At 70.5% G+C, this 22,076-nt stretch carries 24 protein-coding genes; 17 read left to right on the top strand and 7 right to left on the bottom strand.

The features are described 5' to 3' along the window. Together AB0M83_RS05270 and AB0M83_RS05265 are read left to right on the top strand one after the other, a co-directional pair. Entirely contained in the window at positions 1 to 996 is a 996-nt protein-coding gene (locus AB0M83_RS05270; RefSeq protein WP_364512744.1) for an ABC transporter ATP-binding protein, read from the top strand. Continuing rightward, positions 993 to 2,105, top strand: a complete 1,113-nt coding sequence (locus AB0M83_RS05265; RefSeq protein WP_364512741.1) for an oligopeptide/dipeptide ABC transporter ATP-binding protein — start codon at positions 993 to 995, stop codon at positions 2,103 to 2,105. The genes AB0M83_RS05270 and AB0M83_RS05265 overlap by 4 nt, the downstream gene beginning before the upstream one ends. Positions 2,106 to 2,156: 51 nt before the next feature. Here the strand turns inward: AB0M83_RS05265 and AB0M83_RS05260 are convergent, their stop codons facing one another. Then, positions 2,157 to 2,588 (bottom strand): nuclear transport factor 2 family protein, encoded by a 432-nt coding sequence (locus tag AB0M83_RS05260; protein ID WP_364512738.1) that lies wholly within the window; start codon positions 2,586 to 2,588, stop codon positions 2,157 to 2,159. Positions 2,589 to 2,670: 82 nt separating this feature from the next. Between AB0M83_RS05260 and AB0M83_RS05255 the strand changes: the two genes are divergently transcribed. The 4 genes from AB0M83_RS05255 to AB0M83_RS05240 all read left to right on the top strand — a co-directional run bounded on the left by AB0M83_RS05255 (position 2,671) and on the right by AB0M83_RS05240 (position 5,703). Next, entirely contained in the window at positions 2,671 to 3,030 is a 360-nt protein-coding gene (locus tag AB0M83_RS05255) for a YciI family protein (protein ID WP_364512735.1), read from the top strand. Beyond that, complete coding sequence (locus tag AB0M83_RS05250) at positions 3,027 to 4,214, top strand: sigma-70 family RNA polymerase sigma factor (protein WP_364512733.1); 1,188 nt, start codon at positions 3,027 to 3,029, stop codon at positions 4,212 to 4,214. The genes AB0M83_RS05255 and AB0M83_RS05250 overlap by 4 nt, the downstream gene beginning before the upstream one ends. 79 nt (positions 4,215 to 4,293) lie before the next feature. Next, positions 4,294 to 4,935, top strand: a complete 642-nt coding sequence (locus tag AB0M83_RS05245) for an SDR family oxidoreductase (protein ID WP_364512731.1) — start codon at positions 4,294 to 4,296, stop codon at positions 4,933 to 4,935. Between the two features lie 108 nt (positions 4,936 to 5,043). Beyond that, positions 5,044 to 5,703, top strand: a complete 660-nt coding sequence (locus AB0M83_RS05240; protein ID WP_364512729.1) for a DedA family protein — start codon at positions 5,044 to 5,046, stop codon at positions 5,701 to 5,703. Here the strand turns inward: AB0M83_RS05240 and AB0M83_RS05235 are convergent. Next, positions 5,700 to 6,590 (bottom strand): EamA family transporter, encoded by an 891-nt coding sequence (locus AB0M83_RS05235; protein WP_364512727.1) that lies wholly within the window; start codon positions 6,588 to 6,590, stop codon positions 5,700 to 5,702. The genes AB0M83_RS05240 and AB0M83_RS05235 overlap by 4 nt on opposite strands. Positions 6,591 to 6,676: 86 nt before the next feature. Between AB0M83_RS05235 and AB0M83_RS05230 the strand changes: the two genes are divergently transcribed. After that, positions 6,677 to 7,582: a LysR family transcriptional regulator gene (locus AB0M83_RS05230; protein WP_364512724.1), complete on the top strand. Its 906-nt coding sequence runs from the start codon at positions 6,677 to 6,679 to the stop codon at positions 7,580 to 7,582. On the opposite strand, the gene AB0M83_RS05225 is transcribed toward AB0M83_RS05230, so the two are convergent. Beyond that, complete coding sequence (locus AB0M83_RS05225; protein WP_364512722.1) at positions 7,567 to 8,175, bottom strand: TetR/AcrR family transcriptional regulator; 609 nt, start codon at positions 8,173 to 8,175, stop codon at positions 7,567 to 7,569. The genes AB0M83_RS05230 and AB0M83_RS05225 overlap by 16 nt on opposite strands. Positions 8,176 to 8,236: 61 nt before the next feature. On the opposite strand from AB0M83_RS05225, the gene AB0M83_RS05220 reads away from it, so the two are divergent. Then, on the top strand, positions 8,237 to 8,857 hold the full coding sequence (locus AB0M83_RS05220; protein WP_364512720.1) for a peroxiredoxin-like family protein: 621 nt from the start codon (positions 8,237 to 8,239) through the stop codon (positions 8,855 to 8,857). Here AB0M83_RS05220 and AB0M83_RS05215 read toward each other — a convergent pair. Beyond that, positions 8,844 to 9,395 carry a DedA family protein gene (locus AB0M83_RS05215; RefSeq protein WP_364512717.1) on the bottom strand — a complete coding sequence of 184 codons (552 nt, stop codon included), beginning with the start codon at positions 9,393 to 9,395 and terminating at the stop codon, positions 8,844 to 8,846. The genes AB0M83_RS05220 and AB0M83_RS05215 overlap by 14 nt on opposite strands. 80 nt (positions 9,396 to 9,475) lie before the next feature. After that, complete coding sequence (gene leuA, locus AB0M83_RS05210; protein WP_364512715.1) at positions 9,476 to 11,236, bottom strand: 2-isopropylmalate synthase; 1,761 nt, start codon at positions 11,234 to 11,236, stop codon at positions 9,476 to 9,478. A gap of 218 nt (positions 11,237 to 11,454) precedes the next feature. Between leuA and AB0M83_RS05205 the strand changes: the two genes are divergently transcribed. Next, on the top strand, positions 11,455 to 11,856 hold the full coding sequence (locus AB0M83_RS05205) for a hypothetical protein (protein ID WP_364512713.1): 402 nt from the start codon (positions 11,455 to 11,457) through the stop codon (positions 11,854 to 11,856). 83 nt (positions 11,857 to 11,939) lie between these two features. Beyond that, positions 11,940 to 12,644: a hypothetical protein gene (locus AB0M83_RS05200; protein WP_364512710.1), complete on the top strand. Its 705-nt coding sequence runs from the start codon at positions 11,940 to 11,942 to the stop codon at positions 12,642 to 12,644. On the opposite strand, the gene AB0M83_RS05195 is transcribed toward AB0M83_RS05200, so the two are convergent. Continuing rightward, on the bottom strand, positions 12,641 to 13,231 hold the full coding sequence (locus AB0M83_RS05195) for a nitroreductase family protein (RefSeq protein ID WP_364512707.1): 591 nt from the start codon (positions 13,229 to 13,231) through the stop codon (positions 12,641 to 12,643). The two genes, AB0M83_RS05200 and AB0M83_RS05195, sit on opposite strands and share 4 nt — an antisense overlap. 229 nt (positions 13,232 to 13,460) lie before the next feature. Here AB0M83_RS05195 and AB0M83_RS05190 point away from each other — a divergent pair, with 229 nt between their 5' ends. From AB0M83_RS05190 to AB0M83_RS05170, 5 genes are all read left to right on the top strand, one after another. Continuing rightward, on the top strand, positions 13,461 to 14,726 hold the full coding sequence (locus tag AB0M83_RS05190; RefSeq protein ID WP_086863551.1) for an aspartate kinase: 1,266 nt from the start codon (positions 13,461 to 13,463) through the stop codon (positions 14,724 to 14,726). After that, a complete protein-coding gene (locus tag AB0M83_RS05185) occupies positions 14,726 to 15,763 on the top strand; it encodes an aspartate-semialdehyde dehydrogenase (RefSeq protein ID WP_364512704.1) in 1,038 nt (345 codons plus the stop codon). Before AB0M83_RS05190 ends, AB0M83_RS05185 begins: the two co-directional genes overlap by 1 nt. A 67-nt stretch (positions 15,764 to 15,830) precedes the next feature. Then, positions 15,831 to 16,619, top strand: a complete 789-nt coding sequence (locus tag AB0M83_RS05180; RefSeq protein ID WP_364512701.1) for an arginase family protein — start codon at positions 15,831 to 15,833, stop codon at positions 16,617 to 16,619. A 96-nt stretch (positions 16,620 to 16,715) separates the two neighbouring features. Continuing rightward, on the top strand, positions 16,716 to 17,897 hold the full coding sequence (locus AB0M83_RS05175) for an RtcB family protein (RefSeq protein ID WP_364512698.1): 1,182 nt from the start codon (positions 16,716 to 16,718) through the stop codon (positions 17,895 to 17,897). 16 nt (positions 17,898 to 17,913) lie between these two features. Then, positions 17,914 to 18,297, top strand: a complete 384-nt coding sequence (locus AB0M83_RS05170) for a hypothetical protein (protein ID WP_364512696.1) — start codon at positions 17,914 to 17,916, stop codon at positions 18,295 to 18,297. A 21-nt stretch (positions 18,298 to 18,318) separates the two neighbouring features. Here AB0M83_RS05170 and AB0M83_RS05165 read toward each other — a convergent pair whose 3' ends face one another. After that, positions 18,319 to 19,470 carry an MFS transporter gene (locus AB0M83_RS05165; protein ID WP_364512974.1) on the bottom strand — a complete coding sequence of 384 codons (1,152 nt, stop codon included), beginning with the start codon at positions 19,468 to 19,470 and terminating at the stop codon, positions 18,319 to 18,321. A 187-nt stretch (positions 19,471 to 19,657) separates the two neighbouring features. Here AB0M83_RS05165 and AB0M83_RS05160 point away from each other — a divergent pair, with 187 nt between their 5' ends. Next, positions 19,658 to 21,184, top strand: coding sequence for a DHA2 family efflux MFS transporter permease subunit (locus AB0M83_RS05160; protein ID WP_364512693.1), 1,527 nt, complete (start codon positions 19,658 to 19,660; stop codon positions 21,182 to 21,184). After that, positions 21,165 to 21,764, top strand: a complete 600-nt coding sequence (locus tag AB0M83_RS05155) for a TetR family transcriptional regulator (RefSeq protein ID WP_364512690.1) — start codon at positions 21,165 to 21,167, stop codon at positions 21,762 to 21,764. The genes AB0M83_RS05160 and AB0M83_RS05155 overlap by 20 nt, the downstream gene beginning before the upstream one ends. Positions 21,765 to 22,076: the final 312 nt, after the last annotated feature.

The following is a 22,076-nucleotide window of genomic DNA, read 5'->3' as shown; positions in this document are numbered from 1 at the left end:
ATGGCACTCCTTGAAGTCCGTGACCTGAAGGTCGACTTCGTCCGCCGTGGCGAGCGGCCGTTCACCGCGGTGGACGGCGTCAGTTTCGACGTCGAACCGGGCCAGACCGTCGGCCTGGTCGGCGAGTCCGGCTGCGGCAAGTCCGTGACGTCGCTGGCGATCATGCGGCTGCTGGCCCGGCGCGGCAACAAGGTCAGCGGTTCGGTGCGCTTCGAAGGCACCGACCTGCTCAAGCTGTCCGACAAGGACATGCGCGACCGCCGCGGCCGCGACCTCGGCATGGTGTTCCAGGACCCGCTGTCCTCGCTGAACCCGGTCATCCCGATCGGGCTGCAGATCACCGAGGTGCTGGAGCGCCACCGCGGGATGTCCCGCAAGGCGGCGACGGTCGAAGCGACGGACCTGCTCGACAAGGTCGGCATCCCGGACCCGTCGCGCCGGCTTTCCGAGTACCCGCACCAGCTTTCCGGCGGGATGCGGCAGCGCGCGCTGATCGCGATCGCGCTGGCGTGCCGGCCGCGGCTGCTCATCGCGGACGAGCCGACCACCGCCCTGGACGTCACCATCCAGGCGCAGATCCTCGCCCTGCTGCGGGAACTGGTGCAGGACACCGGTACCGCGCTGATCATGATCACGCACGACCTCGGTGTGGTCGCCGGGCTGTGCGACGAGGTCAACGTGCTCTACGGCGGCAAGATCGTGGAGCGGGCGCAGCGGCACCAGCTGTTCGCCGAGCCGCGGCACCCGTACACGCACGGCCTGCTGGCCTCGATCCCGCGGCTCGACGCGGGCCGCGGCGAAAAGCTGGTGCCCATCCGCGGTTCGGTGTCCGACAACATCCCGTGGGACCACGGGTGCGCCTTCGCACCGCGCTGCCCGAACGCGCTGCCGGTCTGCCGCGAGGTCCAGCCGCAGCTGGCGCCCGACCAGGGCGGCCTGCTGCGCTGTCACAACCCCGTGCGGCCGGCGGTCGCGGCGGGAGGAGGAGCCCGATGACCCGTCCTGCTGGTGACGTGCTGCTCGAGGTCAGCGACCTCAAGGTGCACTTCCCGATCAAGAGCGGGGTCGTGTTCGACCGGACGGTCGGCCACGTCTACGCGGTCGACGGTGTCGACCTGTCCATCCGCCGCGGCGAAACCTACGGCCTGGTGGGCGAGTCCGGGTGCGGCAAGTCCACGCTGGGCCGGGCGATCCTGCGGCTCAGCGAGCCGACCGCCGGTTCGGTGGTCTTCGACGGCACCGACGTCGCCAAGCTGAAGGGTGAGGAACTGCGGAAGGCCCGGCGCCGGATGCAGATGATCTTCCAGGACCCGCTGTCCAGTTTGGACCCGCGGCAGTCGGTGGAGTCGATCCTGCTCGAGGGCATGCACGCGCACGGCCTCGACAAGGACAAGGAAGCCACCCAGCGGCGGCTGCGGCAGCTGCTGTCCGCGGTCGGCCTGCCGGAGACGTCGCTGCGGAAGTACCCGCACGAGTTCTCGGGCGGGCAGCGCCAGCGCATCGGCATCGCGCGGGCGCTGGCGGTGGAGCCGGACCTGATCGTCGCCGACGAGCCGGTGTCCGCCTTGGACGTTTCGGTGCAGGCCCAGGTGGTGAACCTGCTGGAGGACCTGCAGGACCAGCTCGGCCTGACCTACGTCGTGATCGCGCACGACCTCGCGGTGGTGCGGCACATCTCCGACCGCATCGGCGTGATGTACCTCGGCGCGCTGGTCGAGGAGACCGACGCGGACTCGCTGTACCGGGAACCGCTGCACCCGTACACGCGGGCGTTGCTGTCGGCGATCCCGGTGCCGGACCCGCAGGTGGAGGACACCCGCGAGCAGATCCTGCTCGCCGGTGACCTGCCTTCGCCGGCGAACCCGCCGTCGGGCTGCCGCTTCCACACGCGCTGCCCGTGGAAGCAGGCGAGCCTGTGCGACACCGACCGCCCGCAGCTGCGCGAGATCGGCGGCGGTCACCGGGTGGCGTGCCACTACGCCGAGGACATCCGCGACGGGCGCATCCAGCCGCACGAGGTGAAGGCGGAGCTGGTCGAGCTCACCGGGGCGCTGAACCCCGACCTGGGCCCGCCGGACGTCGGAACGTCCGCCGAGATCCTTTGAGGTTCTCTTCCGGGTGACCGGCCGGGATTCGTCCCGGCCGGTCACCCTTTTTCACGGCTTGAGGTCGAGCGCGGCACTCATCGTGGCGTCCATGTAGAACGGCGTCGAGTCGTGCACGTGGGTGATCCGCCACTCGCCGTCCTGCTTGCGGAAGCCGAGGGTCGAGCGGAACCACAGCTCGAACGGCTGCGGCATGCCCTTCGGCGTCGTCGAGAGCCGGTTGAGGGCGTGGCTGAAGGCGACGTCGCCACCGACCGTGACCTCGAGGTCGCGGACTTCGTACTCGATCGGGCCGTCGAAGCCCGCGAACCAGGCCTTGCGGGCCTCGACGTCTTCGCCGTGGTGCACGAGCGGCGGGGCCAGGGTGAACGCGCGAAGGTCCTTCGCGCTTTGCGCGGCGAGCGCTTCGGCGTCACGCTCGGTCATCGCCGTCGCGCGGGCGGCCACCAGTTCGCGAATCCGCTTGTCGTCCTGCTCGGTCATGCCATCCTCCTGGGTGTGGTTGCCTGTCGGAGGGGACGTAGGCGCCGCCACGCGGATTTCGACATCGACCCGGGAGACTCTCGTGAAATACGTGGTCCTGATCTACGGCAACCCCGAGTCCCGGGCGGCTTGGGAGGGGATGAGCGCCGAGCAGCGGGCCGCCGGGCTCGCCTACTACCAGCAGCTCAGCGACGACCTCGACGCGTCGGGCGAGCGCATCGTCTCGGAGCGTCTCGCGTTCCCCGAGCTCACCACGCAGGTCAGCGTGGGCGAGCACGGCACGACGACGACCGACGGGCCGTTCGCCGAGGCCAAGGAGTTCCTCGCCGGCTTCTACCTGCTCGACTGCGAAAGCCGCGAACGCGCGATCGAGATCGCGGCGCGGATCCCCGAAGCCGCGTTCGCGGTGGTCGAGGTGCGGCCGGTGATGGGGCTGCGGTGATCCTCGACCTGCTGCGCACGCTCGCGCCCGAGGTCCTCGCGGCGGTGGTCCGGCGTTACGGCGATTTCGAGGCCTGCGAGGACGCCGTCCAGGAGGCGCTGCTGGCGGCGTCGCAGCAGTGGCCGGCTTCGGGGATCCCGGATCACCCGAAGGGCTGGCTGATCACGACGGCGTCCCGGCGGCGCATCGAGCAGTGGCGCAGCGAGACGGCCCGGCAGCGGCGTGAAGAAGCGGTGGCGCTGGCCGAGCCGACGGACCCTTCGCCGGTCGCGGTGGACGACACGCTGACGTTGCTGCTGTTGTGCTGCCACCCGTCGCTTTCGCGGGATTCACAGGTGGCGTTGACGCTGCGCGCGGTCGGCGGCCTGACGACGGCAGAGATCGCCCGGGCGTTCCTCGTCCCCGAGGCCACGATCGGCCAGCGGATCAGCCGCGCGAAGCAGAAACTCCGCGGCTCGCGCCTCACCCGAGACGGTGGTCCGGAGCGGCTGGCGGCGGTGCTGCAGGTGCTGTACCTGATCTACACGGAGGGCCACACGGCGAGTTCGGGCGACGAGCTGAACCGCGTCGAGCTGACGACGGAGGCGATCCGCCTGGTCCGCCGGTTGAGCGCGGAGCTCCCGGACGACGGCGAGGTGACGGGCCTGCTGGCGTTGATGCTCCTGACGGACGCCCGCCGCCCGGCCCGCGTCTCCCCGTCGGGCGCGCTGGTCCCGCTGGCGGACCAGGACCGCACGCGCTGGAACCGCCCCTTCATCGAGGAGGGCATCTCACTGATCACCGGCGCGCTGTCGACTTCCCCGGTGGGGCCGTACCAGGTCCAGGCGGCGATAGCGGCGGTCCACGCCGAGGCCCCGACGGCCGCCGAGACGGATTGGGCCCAGATCCTCACGCTGTACGACCTGCTGCGGGTGGTGGCGCCGGGGCCGATGGTGACGTTGAACCGGGTGGTGGCTTTTGCGCAGGTCCACGGGGCGGAGGCGGGGTTGGCCGAGTTGTCGGACTTGTCGGGCGCGGAGTTGAAGGAGCACCACCGGGTGGACGCGGTGCGGGCGCACTTGCTGGAGTTGTCGGGCGATGTGGCCGGGGCGCGGGAGGCGTACTTGGCCGCCGCCGGGCGGACGTTGAGTCTGCCGGAGCAGGCTTACCTGCAGTCGCGGGCTGCGGATCTGAAGCCCGGCTGAGAGTTGTCCACATGGGGGTGAACCCTGTGGACAACTCCGGCACCGCGCAAACCGGCCCCACCTGCGGGAGGATCACCTCATGCAGGTCACCGTGCTGGGGGCGTCAGGGCGAACCGGGATCCACGTGGTCCGCCTGCTCGCCGCGAGAGGTCACCAAGTGCGCGCCGGCCTGCGGAGCCGGCAGCGGGCCGAAGTCCTCCGGGACGAACCCGCGAAACCCGTCGTCGCCGATGTCACCGCCGATCGGGATGAGCTCGTCGAAGCCCTCAAGGACTCCGATGTCGTCATCACCACCATCGGTGCGCCCGATCCGGAACCCGAGTCGGTGAACCTCGTCGACCGGGACGGGGCCATCGCCGCCATCCGGGCCGCCGAAGTCGCCGGGGTGCCGCGCTTCATCCAGCTCTCCGCCCAGTTCGCCGATTCACCCGATCAGGGCGACCGGCTCGTGCGGTCGATCCTGCTCGCCAAGCAGGTGTCCGACAGCGTCCTGCAGAAGTCCGCGCTGACCTGGACCATCGTCCGGCCCGGGACGCTCACCGACGGCCCCGCCACCGGCCGCGTCAAGGTCGCCGGCCACCTCGAACCCGGGCGGATCACCCGGCAGGACGTCGCCGCCGTGCTCGTCGGGGTCCTCGGCGAACCGCTCACCGAGAACCGCGGCTTCGACGTCGTTTCCGGAGATTTTCCGGTCGGTCCCGCCCTCGCGACACTCGACTGACCCCGACTCAAGTCGTACCCCTGGCAATACCTGAGTAGGCCGCGCCCGGCGCACTTCCCCCGGTACCCTGCGGAAAGCAGATTTCCGAACGCGCAGGGGGTACGGGCAGTGCACATCGACCAATGGCTGGAGGCGATCCCGCCGCTCTCGGTGTACCTGATCGTCGGCGCGGTGATCATGATCGAAAGCCTCGGCATTCCGCTGCCCGGCGAGATCGTGCTGGTCAGCGCGGCTTTGCTGGCCTCGCAGCACAGCAACCTGAACCCGCTGTGGATCGGCGTCCTGGCCAGCGCCGGCGCCATCATCGGCGACAGCATCGGGTACTTCATCGGAAAGACCGGTGGTCAACGGCTGTTCGCCTGGGCCGGCCGGAAATTCCCGAAGCATTTCGGCCCGACGCACCTCGCCAACGCCGAACGGATCTTCAACAAACGCGGGGTGTGGGCCGTCTTCCTCGGCCGCTTCATCGCGTTCCTGCGCATCCTCGCCGGCCCGCTCGCGGGTTCGCTGCGCATGCACTACCCGAAGTTCCTGCTGGCGAACGCGGCCGGCGGCATCGTGTGGGCGGGCGGCACGACCGCGGCCGTCTACTACCTCGGCGTGGTCGCCGAAGAGTGGCTCGGCCGGTTCTCCAAGTTCGGCCTGGTCGCGGCGGTCGTGATCGGCGTCGTCGTCTTCTTCGTCATGAAGAAGCGGCTCGGCCGCAAGCACGACGACGCCGAGACGGCCACCGTCGAGGAGAAGCCGGTCAACGAGCCGACGGTCTAGACCGCGACGAGCTCCGGTTTCCGCGCCGGCCGCAGCGACCCGAGCAGCACCCCACCGATCACGACGACGGCGGCGCCGACCTCCAGCCAGGTCGGCCGCTCGCCGAGCAGCAGGAACGACGCCGTCAGCCCGACCACCGGCACGAGCAGCGAGAACGGCGAGACGACGCTCGCCGGGTTGCGCCGCATCAGCGTCGTCCACACACCCGACCCGACGACGGTGCCGATCAGCACGACGTAGGTCAGGCCACCCAGCGCCGTCAATCCGGTCGGTGTCCCGAGCGTCGTCAGCGAGCGCCACTGCGCGGCCGGCCCCTCCATGACCAGGGAAAGCGCGAACATCGGCAGCGGCGGCACCACGGACATCCACAGCGTGAAGTGCAGCGGGTTGTCCGGCTCGGCCTTGCGCGTGCTCAGGTTGCCGAACGCCCAGCTCAGCGCGGCCAGCAGCGTCAGGAGCATCGGCAGCAGGGCCGCGTGCCCGGACTGCTGCCACGCGATCGCGATCATCCCGGCGACGGCCAGCGCGATCCCGGCCAGCTGGTGCGGCGTGACGCGCTCGCGCAGGAAGACGGCGCCGAGCAGCACGGTGAACGGCGCCGACGCCTGCAGCACCAGCGACGCGAGCCCGGTCGGCATCCCGGTGTCCATCGCGATGAACAGGAACGCGAACTGCCCGGTGCCGAAGCCGAGGCCGTAGCCGAGCAGGTGCCGCACCTTCACCTTCGGCCACGGGACGAACAGGATCGTCGGCACGGCGATCACGGCGAACCGCAGCGCACCCGCGAAGACCGGCGGGAACTGACCGAGCGTGGCGTGGATGGCGAGGAAGTTCAGGCCCCAGAGGACGGCGACGAGCACGGCGAGCAGGCGGTCACGGGTGGGCATGCCTCCACTCTGTCAACGGCCATCGTGAAGGACCAGCGATATTATCTGCACGGACCTTGTAGCCGGACTTCACATATGCTGGGTCCGTGGATCTGGGCCGGTTGCGCACGCTGCGGGAGTTCGCCGACCGCGGGAGCGTGACGGCCGCGGCCCGGGCGCTGCACTGCACGCCGTCCGCGGTTTCGCAGCAGCTGCGGGCCCTGCAGGGCGAGGTCGGCCTGCCACTCACCGAGCCGGCCGGGCGGGGACTGCGGCTGACCGACGCGGGCCGCGCGCTGGTCGCCCGCGCCGACGAGGTGCTGGCCGCGCTCGATCGCGCCGAGTCCGAACTGGACACCTACCGCAGCGCGCCGCGCGGGCGCGTGCGGATCGCGATCTTCCAGTCGGCCGGGCTGATGCTGCTGCCCGGCTTGCTGACCCGCGTCGCCGGGTACGAGGGGCTGGAGGTCGACGTCCGCGACGTCGACATGACGCCGTCCGAGGTGCCCGGCCTGGTCGCGGACTACGACATCGTCGTCGCGCACCGGGACGAGCACGCGCCGGAGTTCGACGCCGGCCGCCTCGACGTCGTGCCGCTGCTGCGCGAACCGCTCGACGTCGCGCTCCCGGCCGGGCACCGGCTGGCGAGCCGGCGCCGCGTCGAACTGGCGGACCTGGCCGACGAACGCTGGATCAGCGTCGACTTCGGCTTCCCGGTGGATGACGTGCTGCGCTCGCTGACCATCCGCACCGGCGTGCGGCCGGTGGTGGTGCAGCGGATCAACGACTTCCGGATCACCGAGCGGCTGGTGGCGGCCGGCCACGGGATCGCGCTGCTGCCGCGGTACACGATGGACGCCGGGCGCGGGCGCGGCTTGGTCGCGCGGCCGCTGGCCGGGATCCGCGCGGCGCGGCTGGTGGAGGCGGTCTGCCGCACCGGCGCGCTGCAACGCCCCGCCGTGGCGAAGGTGATCGACGAACTGCGCGCGGAGGTCGCTCAGCTCACGGCGTGACCGCGGAGGTAGGCCAGCGCGATGCCCAGCGCGTCCTCCAGGGCCGTGATGTCCTGCCGGAGGTGGGCCAGCAGCAGTCCACCTTGGACGGACGTCATCGCCGCCTGCGCCAGCCGCGCCGGGTCGGCGTCGGGACGCAGCTCTCCCTTGTCCCGCAACGTGGTCAGCCCACGTACCAGGTGGGACTCCCACGTCCGGTAGGCCTGGTCCACCAGCGGCGCGAGCTTCGGGTTGTCGCCGACCTCGCCGGCGAGGTTGCCCAGCGGGCAGGCGATCGGGCCGCCCGCGCGCCGCTGGACGTCGAGCAGCTGCTCGGTCCACGTCTCGAAGTCCGCCCAGGACGTCAGTTCGAAGATCGCGGGCTGGTTGGCCAGGATCTGCTCGAGGTACCGGTCGATCACGGCCTCGACCAGCTGGTCCTTGTTCTTGAAGTAGTGGTACATCTGCGATTTCCCGGCCCCGCTCGCGGCCAGCACCTTGTCGACGCTCGTGCCCGCGACGCCGTCCACGTACATCAGCTGGGCCGCGGCGTCGACGATCGCGTCGCGCGTCCGTTTGCCGCGCGGGGTCGAGGCGGCCGCTTGCGTCTCCATGTACTGAATAGTACAGTCGAGTGCACTGTACCGATTAGTACAAGAAGCTTGGGGGAATCATATGACGCTCGAAACCGCCCTGACCGGGCTGAACGACCAGCTCCGGGCCGCCCTGCCGCCGGAAATCGCCGAGGTCCTCGACGCGGATCGGCGCCGTGCCGCCGGAGCGAAGTTCGCCGAGGTGGGCGCCAAGATCGAGGACTTCGAGCTGCCCGGCGCCGACGGGACGCCGACGAAGCTGGCGGAGCTGGTCGCCCAGGGGCCGGCGGTGCTCGTGTTCTACCGCGGCCAGTGGTGCCCGTACTGCAACTTGACCCTGCGCACTTACCAGCAGGAAGTCGTCCCTGAGCTGGGCAAGTACGGCGCAACGCTGGCCGCGATCAGCCCGCAGCGCCCGGACGGCTCGCTGCCGGTGGAAGACCTGGAGTTCCCCGTGCTCTCGGACGCCGGCAGCACGGTCGCGCGGGGGCTCGGGCTGAGCTACCCGGTGTCGGCGCCCGTGCGCGAAGCCATGCAGACGCTCGGCACGGACCTCGAAAAGGTGAACGGCACCTGGGAACTGGTCCACCCGGCGGTGCTCGTGGTCGACCGGGACCGCGTGCTCCGGTTCGTCGACGTCCACCCGGACTTCGTCACGCGCACCGAACCCGCGGACATTCTCGAAGCGCTCAAATCGCTTTAGCGCCACGCTTCACGCCGTAGGTGATCACCGAACCCAGGACCAGCGCCACGCCCAGGGAGACCAGCATGCTGATCCCGGGTTCGGTGATGATCTGGCCGCCCGCGTAGCCCAGGAAGGCCACGTAAGACGTCCAGAGCGTGACGCCGACGGCTGACGCGGTGAAGAACTCCGCCATCGGCCAGCGGAGCGAGCCGGCGAGCAGGGCGCCGACCGTCCCGCCGGACGGCAGCCAGCGGGCGACCACCAGCACCGGCCGGGGGTGGCGCTGCAGCCGTCCGTCGAGCCAGCCGATGCCGGCGGCGATCTTCTTCCGCCGGCTCAGCCGGTTCAGCGCCGCCCGGCCACCGAACCGGCCGAGGGCGTAGAGCGCCTGGTCGGAGGCCAGGCACCCGGCCGAGGCCACGGCGATCACCAGTGCCAGCGACGTCCCGCCCTGTGCCGCCGCGACGCCCATGCCGAGGATCGTCACCTCCGTGGGCAGCAGGGGCACGAGCGCGACGACGAACAGCACCAGCAGTCCGGCCGTAGTCGCGTCCACACCTCCATTAACCGCCTGCCGGGCGCGGAAAACTCCGGATCACGGAGGACTCACAGCAACCCGACAGGCGGCCCACAGGTTCAGCGGTTGGCGCGGTTCACCGCCGAGACGACCGCGCGCAGCGACGCCGTGACGATCGACGGGTCGATGCCGATGCCCCAGAACACCCGGTCCGAGATCGCGCACTCGATGTACGACGCGGCGCGCGCGTCGTCGCCCGGCGAGAGCGTGTGCTCGGAGTAGTCCAGCAGGCGCAGGTCGAAGCCGACGGTCGACAGCGCGTCGAAGAACGCCGCGATCGGGCCGTTGCCGCGGCCGGTGACCTCGTGCTCGTCGCCTTCGACGCGGACGGTCGCGGTGATGTCGTACTCGCCGTCCCCGTTGTCCTGGACGTGCTGGCGGACCAGCTCCAGCGGCGTCTTCAGCTCGAGGTACTCGGCCGAGAAGGCGTTGTACATCGTGGCCGGGTCGACCTCGCCGCCCTCGGTGTCGGTGTAGCGCTGGATGACCTTCGAGAACTCGATCTGCAGGCGCCGCGGCAGGTCGAGCTGGTGCTCGGCCTTCATGATGTAGGCGACGCCGCCCTTGCCGGACTGCGAGTTCACGCGGATGACGGCCTCGTACGTGCGGCCGACGTCCTTCGGGTCGATCGGCAGGTACGGGACCTCCCACGGGTACTCGTCCAGCGGCACGCCCTGCTTGTCGGCGGCGTCCTTCAGCGCGTCGAGGCCCTTGTTGATCGCGTCCTGGTGGCTGCCGGAGAAGGCGGTGAACACCAGGTCGCCGCCCCACGGCGAGCGCTCGGGCACGGGCAGCTGGTTGCAGTACTCGACGGTCCGCTTGATCTCGTCCATGTCGGAGAAGTCGATCTGCGGGTCGATGCCCTGGCTGTAGAGGTTCATGCCCAGCGCGACCAGGTCGACGTTGCCGGTGCGCTCGCCGTTGCCGAACAGGCAGCCTTCGATGCGGTCGGCGCCGGCCTGGTAGCCCAGCTCGGCGGCGGCGATCCCGGTGCCGCGGTCGTTGTGCGGGTGCAGCGACAGGATCACCGAGTCCCGGCGGTCCAGGTTCCGGGACATCCACTCGATCGAGTCGGCGTAGACGTTCGGCGTCGCCATCTCGACCGTCGCCGGCAGGTTCAGGATCACCGGCTTCTCGGGCGTCGGCTGCCAGATTTCGGTGACGGCGTTGCACACCTCGAGCGCGTAGGACAGCTCGGTGCCGGTGTAGGACTCCGGCGAGTACTGGAAGCGGAAGTCGGTGTCCGGCTGCTTCGCGGCCAGCTCGACGACCATTTCCGCGGCCTGCGTCGCGATCTTCTTGATGCCCTCGCGCTCTTCGCGGAAGACCACGCGGCGCTGCAGGATCGAGGTCGAGTTGTAGATGTGGACGATGGCCCGCGGCGCGCCTTCGAGGGACTTGAAGGTCCGCTCGATCAGCTCGGGACGGCACTGGGTCAGCACCTGGATGCTGACGTCGTCCGGGATGGCGTGCTCTTCGATGATCTCGCGGACGAAGTCGAAGTCGGTCTGGCTCGCGGCCGGGAAGCCGACCTCGATCTCCTTGTAACCCATGCGTACGAGCAGGTCGAAGAACTTCCGCTTGCGCGCGGGCGACATCGGGTCGATCAGGGCCTGGTTGCCGTCCCGCAGGTCGACGGCGCACCACAGCGGCGCGCGGTCGATGCGCTTCGTGGGCCAGGTGCGGTCGGGCAGGTCGATGTTCTCGACGAGGTCGTACCAGGGGCGGTAGCGGTGGACCGGCATGGACGTGCCGCGCTGGGTGTTCCAAGCGGGCTGGTCAGCGGGCGCGGGACGCGAAGGCTTGCGGATCTTGCTCATGGTTTTGAGGGTGTCTCCAGCTAGACGGGTGCGACCGGCACCACGAAGCCCCGCGACGGGGAGCCGGTCCGGTCAGGCCCCGTCGCGGCAGCGAAGCAGGAGAGCACGCGCCACGACTCCACCATAACCAGGGAACACCGCACGGGGAAAGCCGGGCGTCTTCTCCTGGGGGTTACCTGTGGGTAGCAATCGGACGGTGCCCGTGCGAAACTTCGAGCATGGGTGAGCACACGGAGTCGTCTTCGACGTCGTCGGCAGCGGCGTCGGCGTCGTCGTCGGAGGAGGCCAAGGTCTCGCGCCGGGCCCCGGTCGACTGGCGCGCCACGGGCGGCCGGATCGCCTCGATCGTGGCATCGATCGTCCGCTGGGTGGGGCTGATCTTCGCGGCGCTGCTGGTGATCCACGTGATCTTCACGGTCGGCTCGGCCAACCCGGACAACGGCATCGTCTCGTTCGTCAAGTCCTGGGCGGACGGCCTGGCGCTGGGATTCAGCGACCTGTTCACCCCGAGTGACGCGAAGCTGCGAGTCCTGGTGAACTACGGCATCGCGGCGATCTTCTGGCTCGTGGTGTCCGGGGTGCTGGCGAAGATCATCCGCCGGGTGGGCGGCGCTTCCTGATTTCGCGGTGATCACGATCGGCGCACCCTCGTAACGCACTGTCGCCGCCGGGCGACATCAGCACGCCGGAAGGGGTGCTGATCATGTCCGTTTCACAGCCTGTCGCGACGTCGCCGAGCGCGGTCGCCCGCCTCGGGAGCCGCTGGTACTTCGTCGTCACGATCGCCACGGTGGGGCTCTTCGCGTGGGTTCCGTTCGTCCACGCCGCGGTGCGGCTCGGGCGGAAGTCGCTCTACGCACGCGCCGCCGTCTTCGGAGCGGCCGCCGCGGTCATGTTCACGCTGCTGTCCCTCTCTCCGAAGGACGCCGCGGGCAAGACAGTCGGCACCGCGGGCAACCTGCTCACCTCGGTCGCCGCGATCATCGGCCTCGTCGTGGTCGCGGTCGCCTGCGTGCAGCAGGCCAAGCTGCGCCGCGAAATCCTGCGCCACGTCCCCGGCGAGCGCCTCGACGGCCCGGATCCGGCCGTCGCCGCCGCGCTGGCCGCGCGGAAGCGCCGCGCCGAAGCCCGGAAGCTCGTCGCCGAGGAGCCGCTCATCGCGCGTGACCTCCGGATCGGCCGTCCCGACCTCGTGCGGGACTACGACGACGGCGGTCTGGTCGACCTCAACAACGCGCCGGCAGAGGTAATTGCGTCGGTTTGCGGCCTCGATGCCGACACCGCCGAAGCCATCGTCGACATCAGGACGACCGTCGGCGGGTTGAGCGCCGTCGACGACGTCAGCACCGTGGTGCCTTTCACGGCGCTGGACCGCGTGCGCGACCGGGCTGTCGTCTTGCCGAGCTAGAGAGCCGGTGTGCCCCACCCGTCCGTGAACGCGAATTCCTCCAGCGGGATTCGCTGCCGCTCCGCCTTCTCGCGCTCCACCCGCCAGTCCTCCTCCAGCACCTCGGGCGCGGCCGGCTTCCCCACCGCGATCGCCACCTTCGGCACCGCGTCGTCCGGAAGGCCGAAAGACGTGCTCACGTCGGAAGCGGAAAACCCCGCCATCTGGTGCGCGACCAGGCCCAGCTCCACCGCCTGCAGCACGAGGTTCTCCGACGCCAGCCCCAGCCCGTACTCCGCGTACGGCACCGAACCCTTCTCGTTCGTCGTCACCATCACGCCGATCAGCAGCAGGCTCGCCCGGTGCGCCCACGCCCGGTTGCCCGAGTTGAGCGTCGCCAGGATCGCGTCGAACGACGGCGTCCCGCGGAGCCCCACCAGGTAGCGGGCGGGCTGGGTGTTGCCGAACGACGGGGCCCAGCGGGCCGCCTCCAGCAGCGCCCTCACCTGCTCCGGGCCGACCGGAAAAGACGCGTCCAGGGCCCGCGGGCTCCACCGCTCGGCCATCAGGGCAGCGATCGGGACGCTCGTCACAGCTGGCTTTCGCACGATCTTGACGATACCCAGGCGTGCGCTGCATCACTCGGGAGGAAGGGCTCCGCGCATTTCGTTGGTGTTACGGAAGATTTACTTCCGCACCGTCCGCGCACGGGCCCCGCCCCACGTCAAGAGGGTGGCGGGCCGCTGGAGCCCCGGTAGGCTCCTTCTCAAATATGGGACGCGGGGGCTCCTCGGTGCCCACCAGGGAGCAGACCCGGCCCGTCTAGGAGGTTCGGGCGTGGCCCTCGTGGTCCAGAAGTACGGCGGATCGTCGCTGGAAAGTGCCGACCGGATCAAGCGCGTCGCGGAACGGATCGTCGCCACCAAGAAGGCCGGCAACGACGTCGTCGTGGTCTGCTCGGCGATGGGTGACACCACCGACGAGCTGCTCGACCTGGCGCAGCAGGTCAACCCGGCACCGCCGGAGCGGGAGATGGACATGCTGCTCACCGCCGGTGAGCGCATCTCGAACTCGCTGGTCGCGATGGCCATCTCGGCCCAGGGCGCGGAGGCGTGGTCGTTCACCGGGTCGCAGGCCGGCGTCGTCACGACGTCCGTGCACGGCAACGCGCGCATCATCGACGTCACGCCGAGCCGCGTCACCGAGGCCCTCGAGCAGGGTTACGTCGCGCTGGTGGCGGGCTTCCAGGGCGTCGCGCAGGACACCAAGGACATCACCACGCTGGGCCGCGGCGGCTCGGACACCACCGCCGTCGCGCTGGCCGCCGCGCTGAACGCCGACGTCTGCGAGATCTACTCCGATGTGGACGGTGTGTACTCCGCCGACCCGCGGATCGTGCCGGACGCGCGCAAGCTCGACACCATCCCGTACGAGGAGATGCTCGAGCTCGCCGCGAGCGGGTCGAAGATCCTGCACCTGCGTTCGGTCGAGTACGCGCGCCGCTACGGCGTCCCGATCCGAGTGCGCTCTTCCTACAGTGACAAGCCGGGCACGACGGTGACCGGTTCTATCGAGGAGATCCCCGTGGAACAAGCCCTGATCACCGGCGTGGCGCACGACCGCTCCGAAGCGAAGATCACGGTCACCGGGGTGCCGGACCACGCCGGTGCCGCGGCCCGGATCTTCCGCGTGATCGCCGACGCCGAAATCGACATCGACATGGTGCTGCAGAACGTGTCCAGCACGGTGTCCGGCCGCACCGACATCACCTTCACGCTGTCGAAGGCCAACGGCGCCAAGGCGGTCAAGGAACTGGAGAAGGTCAAGGCGGAGATCGGCTTCGAGTCGGTGCTCTACGACGACCACGTCGGCAAGGTCTCGCTGGTCGGCGCCGGGATGCGCTCGCACCCGGGTGTCACGGCGACGTTCTGCGAAGCGCTGGCCAACGCCGGCGTCAACATCGAAATCATCAACACCTCGGAAATCCGGATCTCGGTGCTGATCCGCGACGCGCAGCTCGACGACGCCGTCCGCGCGATCCACGACGCGTTCGAGCTCGGTGGCGACGAGGAAGCTGTGGTCTACGCGGGGAGTGGTCGCTGATGGCGGACGGGCTGCGGGTCGGGGTGGTCGGCGCGACCGGCCAGGTCGGCGCGGTGATGCGCAAGCTGCTGGCGGAGCGGGAGTTCCCGATCGCCGAGCTCCGGTACTTCGCTTCGGCGCGCTCGGCGGGGTCGACGCTGCCGTGGCGCGACACCGAAGTCACGATCGAAGACGCGTCGACGGCGGATCCGTCCGGTTTGGACATCGCGCTGTTCTCCGCGGGCGGGTCGACGTCGAAGGCGCAGGCACCGCGGTTCGCCGAGGCGGGCGTGACGGTGATCGACAACTCCTCGGCGTTCCGGATGGACCCGGACGTGCCGCTGGTCGTCAGCGAGGTCAACCCGGAAGCCATCAAGGAAGCGCGGAAGGGGATCATCGCGAACCCCAACTGCACGACCATGGCCGCGATGCCGGTGCTCAAGCCGCTGCACGACGAGGCCGGGCTGGTCCGGCTGGTGGCGTCGACGTACCAGGCGGTGTCCGGCAGCGGGCTGGCCGGCGTCGACGAGCTGGCGGGTCAGGTTCGCGCCGCCGCCGAGCACGCGGCGCTGCTGACCCACGACGGCGCGGCGATCGACTTCCCGAAGCCGGAGAAGTACGTCCGGCCGATCGCGTTCAACGTCCTGCCGATGGCCGGGTCCATTGTGGACGACGGTGAGCTCGAGACGGACGAAGAGAAGAAGTTCCGCAACGAGAGCCGCAAGATCCTGAGCATCCCGGGGCTGGGCGTGTCGTGCACGTGCGTGCGCGTGCCGGTGTTCTCGGGGCACTCGATCTCGGTGAACGCGGAGTTCGCGCAGCCGCTGACGCCTGCGCGGGCGACGGAGCTGCTGGCGCACGCGCCGGGCGTCGAGCTGTCGGAGGTCCCGACCCCGCTGCAGGCGGCGGGCAACGACCCGAGCTACGTCGGCCGCATCCGCGTCGACCAGGGCGTCGAGGGCGGCCGCGGGCTGGCGCTGTTCATCTCGAACGACAACCTGCGCAAGGGCGCGGCGCTCAACGCCGTGCAGATCGCGGAGCTGATCGCCCAGTCCTGACGCCGAGCGTTCCGAAGGCCCCTCGCCGCAGGTGGTGGGGGGCCTTCGCCGTGTCATGCTCGGGTCCATGGGCGTGACACGGCTGATCCTCGCACCGTCCGACTCCGGCCGCCGCGACTGGCGGATGGGCGCGGGCCCCACCGACCTGCTCCGCCACGGCGTGGCCGAACGGCTCGGAGCCGAGGTCGTCACGGTGGCGGAGAGTGGTTACGAAGAGGTCCAGCGGGCGGTCGCCGAGCAGGTCCGGCGCGCGGTCGCGGACGAGGTGACCCCGATCGTGCTGGCCGGCAACTGCGGTGCGTCGGTGGGCGTGGTGGCCGGGCTGGCGGCGAGGGATGACCTGGCGGTGGTGTGGCTCGACGCGCACGGCGACCTGAACACGCCGGAGACGACGACCTCGGGTTTCGTGGACGGCATGGGCTTGGCGATGCTCACCGGCCGCTGCCGGACGACGGTGCCCGGGTTCCGTCCGGTACCCGACGACCACGTCCTGCTGGTGGGAGCCCGCGACCTCGACCCGGCGGAGCGGGCGGTGCTGGACGAGTCGCGCATCCGCCTGCTGCCGGCCCGGGCGGCCGAGGTGGCGGCGGCCGGGTTCCCGCCCCGGGTACGACGGGTGCACCTGCACGTGGATTTCGACGTGCACGACTCACGGCTGGTCGGCCGCGCGAATTCGTACGCGGCGCCGGACGGCCCGGACGCGGCGGAGGTCCGGCACATCGTCGAGGCGGTGAGCGCGAGGTTCCCGGTGGTGAGCGCAACGTTCGCGGCTTACGACCCGGCTTGCGACGGTGACGGCGGAGTGCGGGCGGCGGCGTTGGCGCTGATCGAGCTGACCGGCACGTTGCTGACGTGACCGGTCACTGCCTCCACAGTGGACGATCGGAAATCGCCTTGTCCGATCGGCCGTGACCGGTCATCCTTGGCCCGCAAGCAATTCAGGGGAGGAATCATGTACACCGCTGTCGAAGGGTCCCGCGTCCCGATCCGGATGTGGGCGGACCCCGCCTCGGTCGAAGACCAGGCCATGCGGCAGCTGCACAACGTCGCCAACCTGCCGTGGGTGCACGGTGTCGCCGTGATGCCCGATGTGCACTACGGCAAGGGCGCCACCGTCGGCAGTGTCATCGCCATGCGCGACGCCGTTTCGCCCGCCGCCGTCGGGGTGGACATCGGGTGCGGCATGAGCGCCGTTCGGACGTCGCTCACCGCGAGCGATCTGCCCGATGACCTCGGCAAGCTGCGCCGGCGGATCGAAAGCGCCGTTCCCGTCGGCTTCGGGCTGCACAAGACGCCCGTGAACCCCGCGAAGGTGCACGGCGTCGGCGGCTGGGACGCCTTCTGGAAGGGCTTCGGCGAACTGCACACCGGCGTCCAGGAGCTGCACGACCGGGCCGCGCGCCAGATCGGGAGCCTCGGCGGCGGGAACCACTTCATCGAGGTCTGCCTCGAAGAGGGCACCGGGCAGGTCTGGCTGATGCTGCACTCGGGTTCGCGCAACATCGGCAAGGAGCTGGCGGAGCGGCACATGGCGGTCGCGCGGAAGCTGCCGCACAACGCCGACCTGCCCGACCGGGACCTCGCGGTGTTCGTCGCGGGCACGCCGGAGATGCGGGCGTACCGGCGCGACCTCTTCTGGGCGCAGGACTACGCGGCGCGCAACCGCGCCACGATGGTCGCGCTCGTGAAGCAGGCGCTGAAGGACGTCGTCCCGCAGACGACCTTCGACGACGCCATCTCCTGCCACCACAACTACGTCGCCGAGGAGACCTACGACGGGGTCGAGCTGCTCGTCACCCGCAAGGGCGCGATCCGTGCCGGATCGGGTGATCTCGGGATCATCCCGGGCAGCATGGGGACCGGTTCGTACATCGTCCGCGGGCTCGGGAACACCGCGTCCTTCGAGTCGGCGTCGCACGGTGCCGGGCGCCGGATGTCGCGGAACAAGGCCAAGAAGCTGTTCACCGCCGACGACCTCGCGGCGCAGACGGCCGGCGTCGAGTGCCGCAAGGACTCGGGCGTCGTCGACGAGATCCCGGCGGCGTACAAGGACATCGATGCGGTGATCCAGGCCCAGACGGACCTGGTCGAGGTCGTGGCGCACCTCAAGCAGGTGGTCTGCGTCAAGGGCTGAGCGGTACCTTGGCGCCATGACGAGGGGTGGAACGACGGCCGCACTGCTGGCCGGGGCCGCACTGCTGCTGAGCGGGTGCGACCAGGTCAGCGGTGCGGTCGACCAGGGGTCGAAGACGGCGGACAAGGTGGGCGCGTGCACCGAGGCGCTCGGGCTGGCGGATCTGAACCCGCTGGTCGATCCGGAGAAACTCAAGGCCCGTGCCGCGGACAAGGAGAAGCGGCTGCGGGAGCTGGCGGGCAACGTGCAGGACCAGGACGTCAAGAACGCCTTGCTGGGCATGGCCGGCTCGTACGTCGAGGTGCAGAAGGAACGCATCGAGGACGCCGGCGTGGTGGCCCAGTGGGTGCAGCGCAACGTCAAGAAAATCGACGCGCTCCGCGTGGCCTGCGGCGGCTAGCTTTGCGCGGAAGCCCCCTGATCACTCGCGAACGGCGGCAGCGGCCGCCAGCGCGGTGTCCGGGTCCGCCGCGGGTTCCGGCGCACGGCGGTACAGCAGGCCGGCCGCCGCGACGACCAGGCCGCCCAGGCCCGCCGCGGCGAAGCCCCACGCCGGGCTCGAGTGGTCGATCGCGAAGCCGACCACCGGGCTGCCCAGCGCCAGGCCGAGCCGCGTCGACGCGTCCTGCAGCCCCATCGCCTCGCCGCGGACCCGCGGCGGGGCGATCCGGCTGACCGTCTCGGTGGTCGCCGCGAGCGTCGGCGCGCAGACCAGGTTCGTCGGGATCAGCACCAGCATCAGCAGCCACCAAGGCTGGTCGGCCAGGCCGACCGGCACCACCAGCAGCGCGAGCAGCAGCATCAGCAGGCCCTGCGGCAGCGACTTCTTGACGGCGCCGTGCACGATGCCGCCGGCGATCGAAGCCACGCACATCACCGCGATCACCAGCCCGGTCACGCCGATGTCGCCGTTCGCGCGCAGGGCCGCGAGCGTCGCCAGTTCGGTGCCGACGAGCACGAACAGCGCGCCGGCGGCGATCAGCAGCGTCGCCACGAGCCGGCCGGTCAGCCAGCTGCGCAGCGGCGGCCGGGTCGTGGACGCACCCGGCTCGACGGTTTCGCGGATCGGCGGGTTCACCAGCCAGATCAGGAAGGCCGTGCCGCCGAACAGCACGCCGAGCGCGGTGAGCGTGAAGGTCGGGGAGAGCGTCGTGATCGCCGCGATGCCCAGCGCGGGGCCGATCATGAACGTCGCCTCGATCGAGATCGTGTCGAGCGAGTACGCCGCACGGCGCTCTTCGACCGGGACGAGCGCGGCCAGGACCTGCCGCGCGAGCGAGCCCGCCGGCACCGAGAGCATCCCGGCCGGGATCGCGACGGCGGCGAGCGCCGCGTAGGGCAGGTGCGGCGCGGCGACCCAGAACACCGTCGTGCCGATTCCGCAGACGGCGACGATCGGGCGCAGGCCGTAGCGGTCCAAGCAGCGCCCCAGCAGCGGCGCGCCGAGCGCCATGCCGAGGGTGACGCCGGCGCCGACCAGCCCGGCGGCGCCGTAGCCGCGGCCGAGCCCGGTGACGATGTACAGCGTCATCAGCACGCCGTTCATGGTCATCGGCAGCCGCGCCAGGAACATCAAAGCCATCGTCGAGGGGACGCCGGGGACGGAGAGCACCCGGCGGTAGGGCTGCAGAGGCACGTCCCCGATGAGAACCCAAGGTGGTACGCGCGTGCAACTTATTTCCCGTCACTCGCCCCGTGCTGGCGCCGGCAGATTATGAGAGTTACTATCATTTGGTAGTGACTATCAACTGGGGGTTTCGGTGACACAGATCTATCCACGCAGGTGGTGGGCGCTCGGCGCGCTCGCGGTGAGCCTGCTGACCGTCGGACTCGACCTGACCGTGCTGAACGTCGCCGTGCCGACGCTCGCCGTCGACCTCGGCGCCACGACCACGCAGCTGCAGTGGTTCGGCAACGCCTACACGCTGGCGCTGGCCGCGCTGCTGCTGCCGGCGGGCCTGCTGGGCGACCGGTTCGGCCCGAAGAAGCTGCTGCTCGGCGCGCTCGCGCTGTTCGGGCTGGCCTCCCTGGGGTGCGCCTACGCCGATTCGGCAGGCCAGCTGATCGCGGCGCGCGTCGTGCTCGGCGTCGGCGCCGCGTTCCTCATCCCGCTTTCGCTCTCGCTGCTGAACATCCTGTTCCCGCCGGAGGAGCGGGCGAAGGCGCTGACGACGTGGGTGATGGCGACCTTCGTCGGCATCCCCCTCGGCCCGCTGCTCGGCGGCTGGCTGCTCGACCACTTCGCGTGGGGCTCGGTGTTCCTGATCAACGTTCCGCTGACCGTGGTCGGCCTGGTCGCGGTGCTGTTCCTGGTGCCGCTCACGCCCGGGTCGGGCCGCGGTGCGATCGACTTCGCGGGCATCGCGCTCTCGGCGGCCGGGCTGGTCGCCCTGACCTACGGCTTCGTCTACGCCGGCGAGCACGGCTGGACCGACCCGGCGACGTACGGCCTGCTCGGGCTCGGCGCGGCGGTGCTCGCGGTGTTCTGCCGGGCGCAGACGCGGACGGCGACACCGCTGACCGACCTCGCGCTGTTGCATGAGCCGCAGTTCGTCTGGGGCGCGGTGCTCGCGACGATGGCCTCGTTCGCGCTCATGGGCCTGATGTTCGTGCTGCCGCAGCTGTTCCAGGCGGTGCAGGGAGCCGACGCGCTCGAGACCGGCGTGCGGCTGCTTCCGCTGATCGGCGGGATGCTGGTGTCGGCGAAGATCGCCGAGAAGCTGGTCGCCGCCGTGGGCGTGCGCGTGGTCGTGACGGCCGGGTTCGTGCTGCTCGCGGCCGGGCTGGCCTGGGGTTCGACGACGTCGCCGTCGGACGGCTACGGCGTCACCGTGGCTTGGGAGAGCGTGATCGGACTGGGTACCGGGTGCACGCTGACGCCGCTGATGTCGATGGCGATGGGGGCGCTCACCGAGGGCCGTTCGGGTACCGGCTCGGCGCTGATCCAGGTTTTGCGCCAGGTCGGCGGCACGATCGGCGTCGCGGTGCTGGGCACCGTGCTCAACGGCGTCTACCGCGCCGGCGTCGCCGTCGACGGCCTGCCCGCGTCGGTCGCCGACGCGGTGCGCGGCAGCGCGTCGGGCGCGGTCGCCGTCGCGGCGAAGCTCCACCTGCCCGCGCTCGCCGACTCCGCGCGGGCCGCGTTCACCGACGGCATGGCGGCGACGCTGTGGGTGTGCGCCGGGCTGGCCGTGGCCGCGGCGCTGCTCGCGCTGCTGTTCCTGCCCAGGCGGACGGCGGCCGGGGGCCGGCGGCGAGAATCGGAGCATGACGTCGTCGCGATCTGAGTCCATGGGGCTGCGGGAACGGAAGAAGGCCAAGACGCGGGCCACGATCCAGCGGCACGCGTTGCGGCTGTTCCGGGAGCAGGGCTACGGCGCGACGACGGTCGACCAGATCGCGGCCGCGGCGGAGATCTCGCCGAGCACCTTCTTCCGGTACTTCCCGACGAAGGAGGCGACGGCCCTCTACGACCCCATCGACCCCGTCTTCATCGAGGCCGCGATCGGGCAGCCGGCCGAGCTGAGCCCGATCGGGGCGCTGCGGGGGGCCGTGCGGGTCGTCCTCGGGCAGCTGTCCGAGGACGAGATCGAGGACGTGCGCCGGCGGCAGCTGCTGGTGTTCCGCGAGCCCGAGCTGCGCGGCGCGATCATGGACCAGTTCGCCGAGGGGATCGACCTGATCGCCGGCGTGGCCGCGCGGCGCACGGGCCGGGCACCGGACGACTTCGCGGTGCGCAACTGGGCCGGGGCGGTGGTCGGGGTGCTGCTGTCCACGTTCGTCCAGGCGGCGGCCGATCCCGACGCCGAGTACTTGCCGGCCCTCGACAAGGCGCTGGTCCACTTGGACGCGGGCCTGCCGCTCTGACGGTTTCCGGAATTGATTTCGCATTCCGGTCGCGGCCAGGGGCAACCGTGTGGGTGGCGGTGCGAGCGTGGGGGACGCCCCGAGTGGAGCAGTCCCGACGCGCGGTCCGACGGAGTGATGAAGCTAAAAGATCACCATTTACACCCGCGTGAGTGACCGCAGCGTTCCACAGTGGACCATCGCTACCAGCGGTGACGACGAGAATCGATCAGATGATCTTCGGGGGGACGGGCAAGGTTTCGACGTTAATCAATTGCGGGCCAGTTCGCCGCCTTCGCATCCGGCACGTAAGGGTTAGAAAACGTCCCCAAC

This window comes from Amycolatopsis sp. NPDC051106, assembly GCF_040682775.1.
In the GTDB taxonomy this organism is placed as follows: Bacteria; Actinomycetota; Actinomycetes; order Mycobacteriales; family Pseudonocardiaceae; genus Amycolatopsis.
The sequence above is the reverse complement of the archived record's forward strand: the minus strand, read 5'-3'. Positions and strand labels throughout refer to the sequence as shown.

Coding starts and splice junctions, on each gene's coding strand:
- AB0M83_RS05155 (WP_364512690.1), top strand. CDS start 21,165: ATGACGTCGTCGCGATCTGAGTCCATGGGGCTGCGGGAACGGAAGAAG.
- AB0M83_RS05225 (WP_364512722.1), bottom strand. CDS start 8,175: ATGGAGACGCAAGCGGCCGCCTCGACCCCGCGCGGCAAACGGACGCGC.
- AB0M83_RS05165 (WP_364512974.1), bottom strand. CDS start 19,470: ATGTTCCTGGCGCGGCTGCCGATGACCATGAACGGCGTGCTGATGACG.
- AB0M83_RS05270 (WP_364512744.1), top strand. CDS start 1: ATGGCACTCCTTGAAGTCCGTGACCTGAAGGTCGACTTCGTCCGCCGT.
- AB0M83_RS05265 (WP_364512741.1), top strand. CDS start 993: ATGACCCGTCCTGCTGGTGACGTGCTGCTCGAGGTCAGCGACCTCAAG.
- leuA (WP_364512715.1), bottom strand. CDS start 11,236: ATGAGCAAGATCCGCAAGCCTTCGCGTCCCGCGCCCGCTGACCAGCCC.
- AB0M83_RS05260 (WP_364512738.1), bottom strand. CDS start 2,588: ATGACCGAGCAGGACGACAAGCGGATTCGCGAACTGGTGGCCGCCCGC.
- AB0M83_RS05220 (WP_364512720.1), top strand. CDS start 8,237: ATGACGCTCGAAACCGCCCTGACCGGGCTGAACGACCAGCTCCGGGCC.
- AB0M83_RS05235 (WP_364512727.1), bottom strand. CDS start 6,590: ATGCCCACCCGTGACCGCCTGCTCGCCGTGCTCGTCGCCGTCCTCTGG.
- AB0M83_RS05185 (WP_364512704.1), top strand. CDS start 14,726: ATGGCGGACGGGCTGCGGGTCGGGGTGGTCGGCGCGACCGGCCAGGTC.
- AB0M83_RS05245 (WP_364512731.1), top strand. CDS start 4,294: ATGCAGGTCACCGTGCTGGGGGCGTCAGGGCGAACCGGGATCCACGTG.
- AB0M83_RS05180 (WP_364512701.1), top strand. CDS start 15,831: ATGGGCGTGACACGGCTGATCCTCGCACCGTCCGACTCCGGCCGCCGC.
- AB0M83_RS05205 (WP_364512713.1), top strand. CDS start 11,455: ATGGGTGAGCACACGGAGTCGTCTTCGACGTCGTCGGCAGCGGCGTCG.
- AB0M83_RS05170 (WP_364512696.1), top strand. CDS start 17,914: ATGACGAGGGGTGGAACGACGGCCGCACTGCTGGCCGGGGCCGCACTG.
- AB0M83_RS05200 (WP_364512710.1), top strand. CDS start 11,940: ATGTCCGTTTCACAGCCTGTCGCGACGTCGCCGAGCGCGGTCGCCCGC.
- AB0M83_RS05175 (WP_364512698.1), top strand. CDS start 16,716: ATGTACACCGCTGTCGAAGGGTCCCGCGTCCCGATCCGGATGTGGGCG.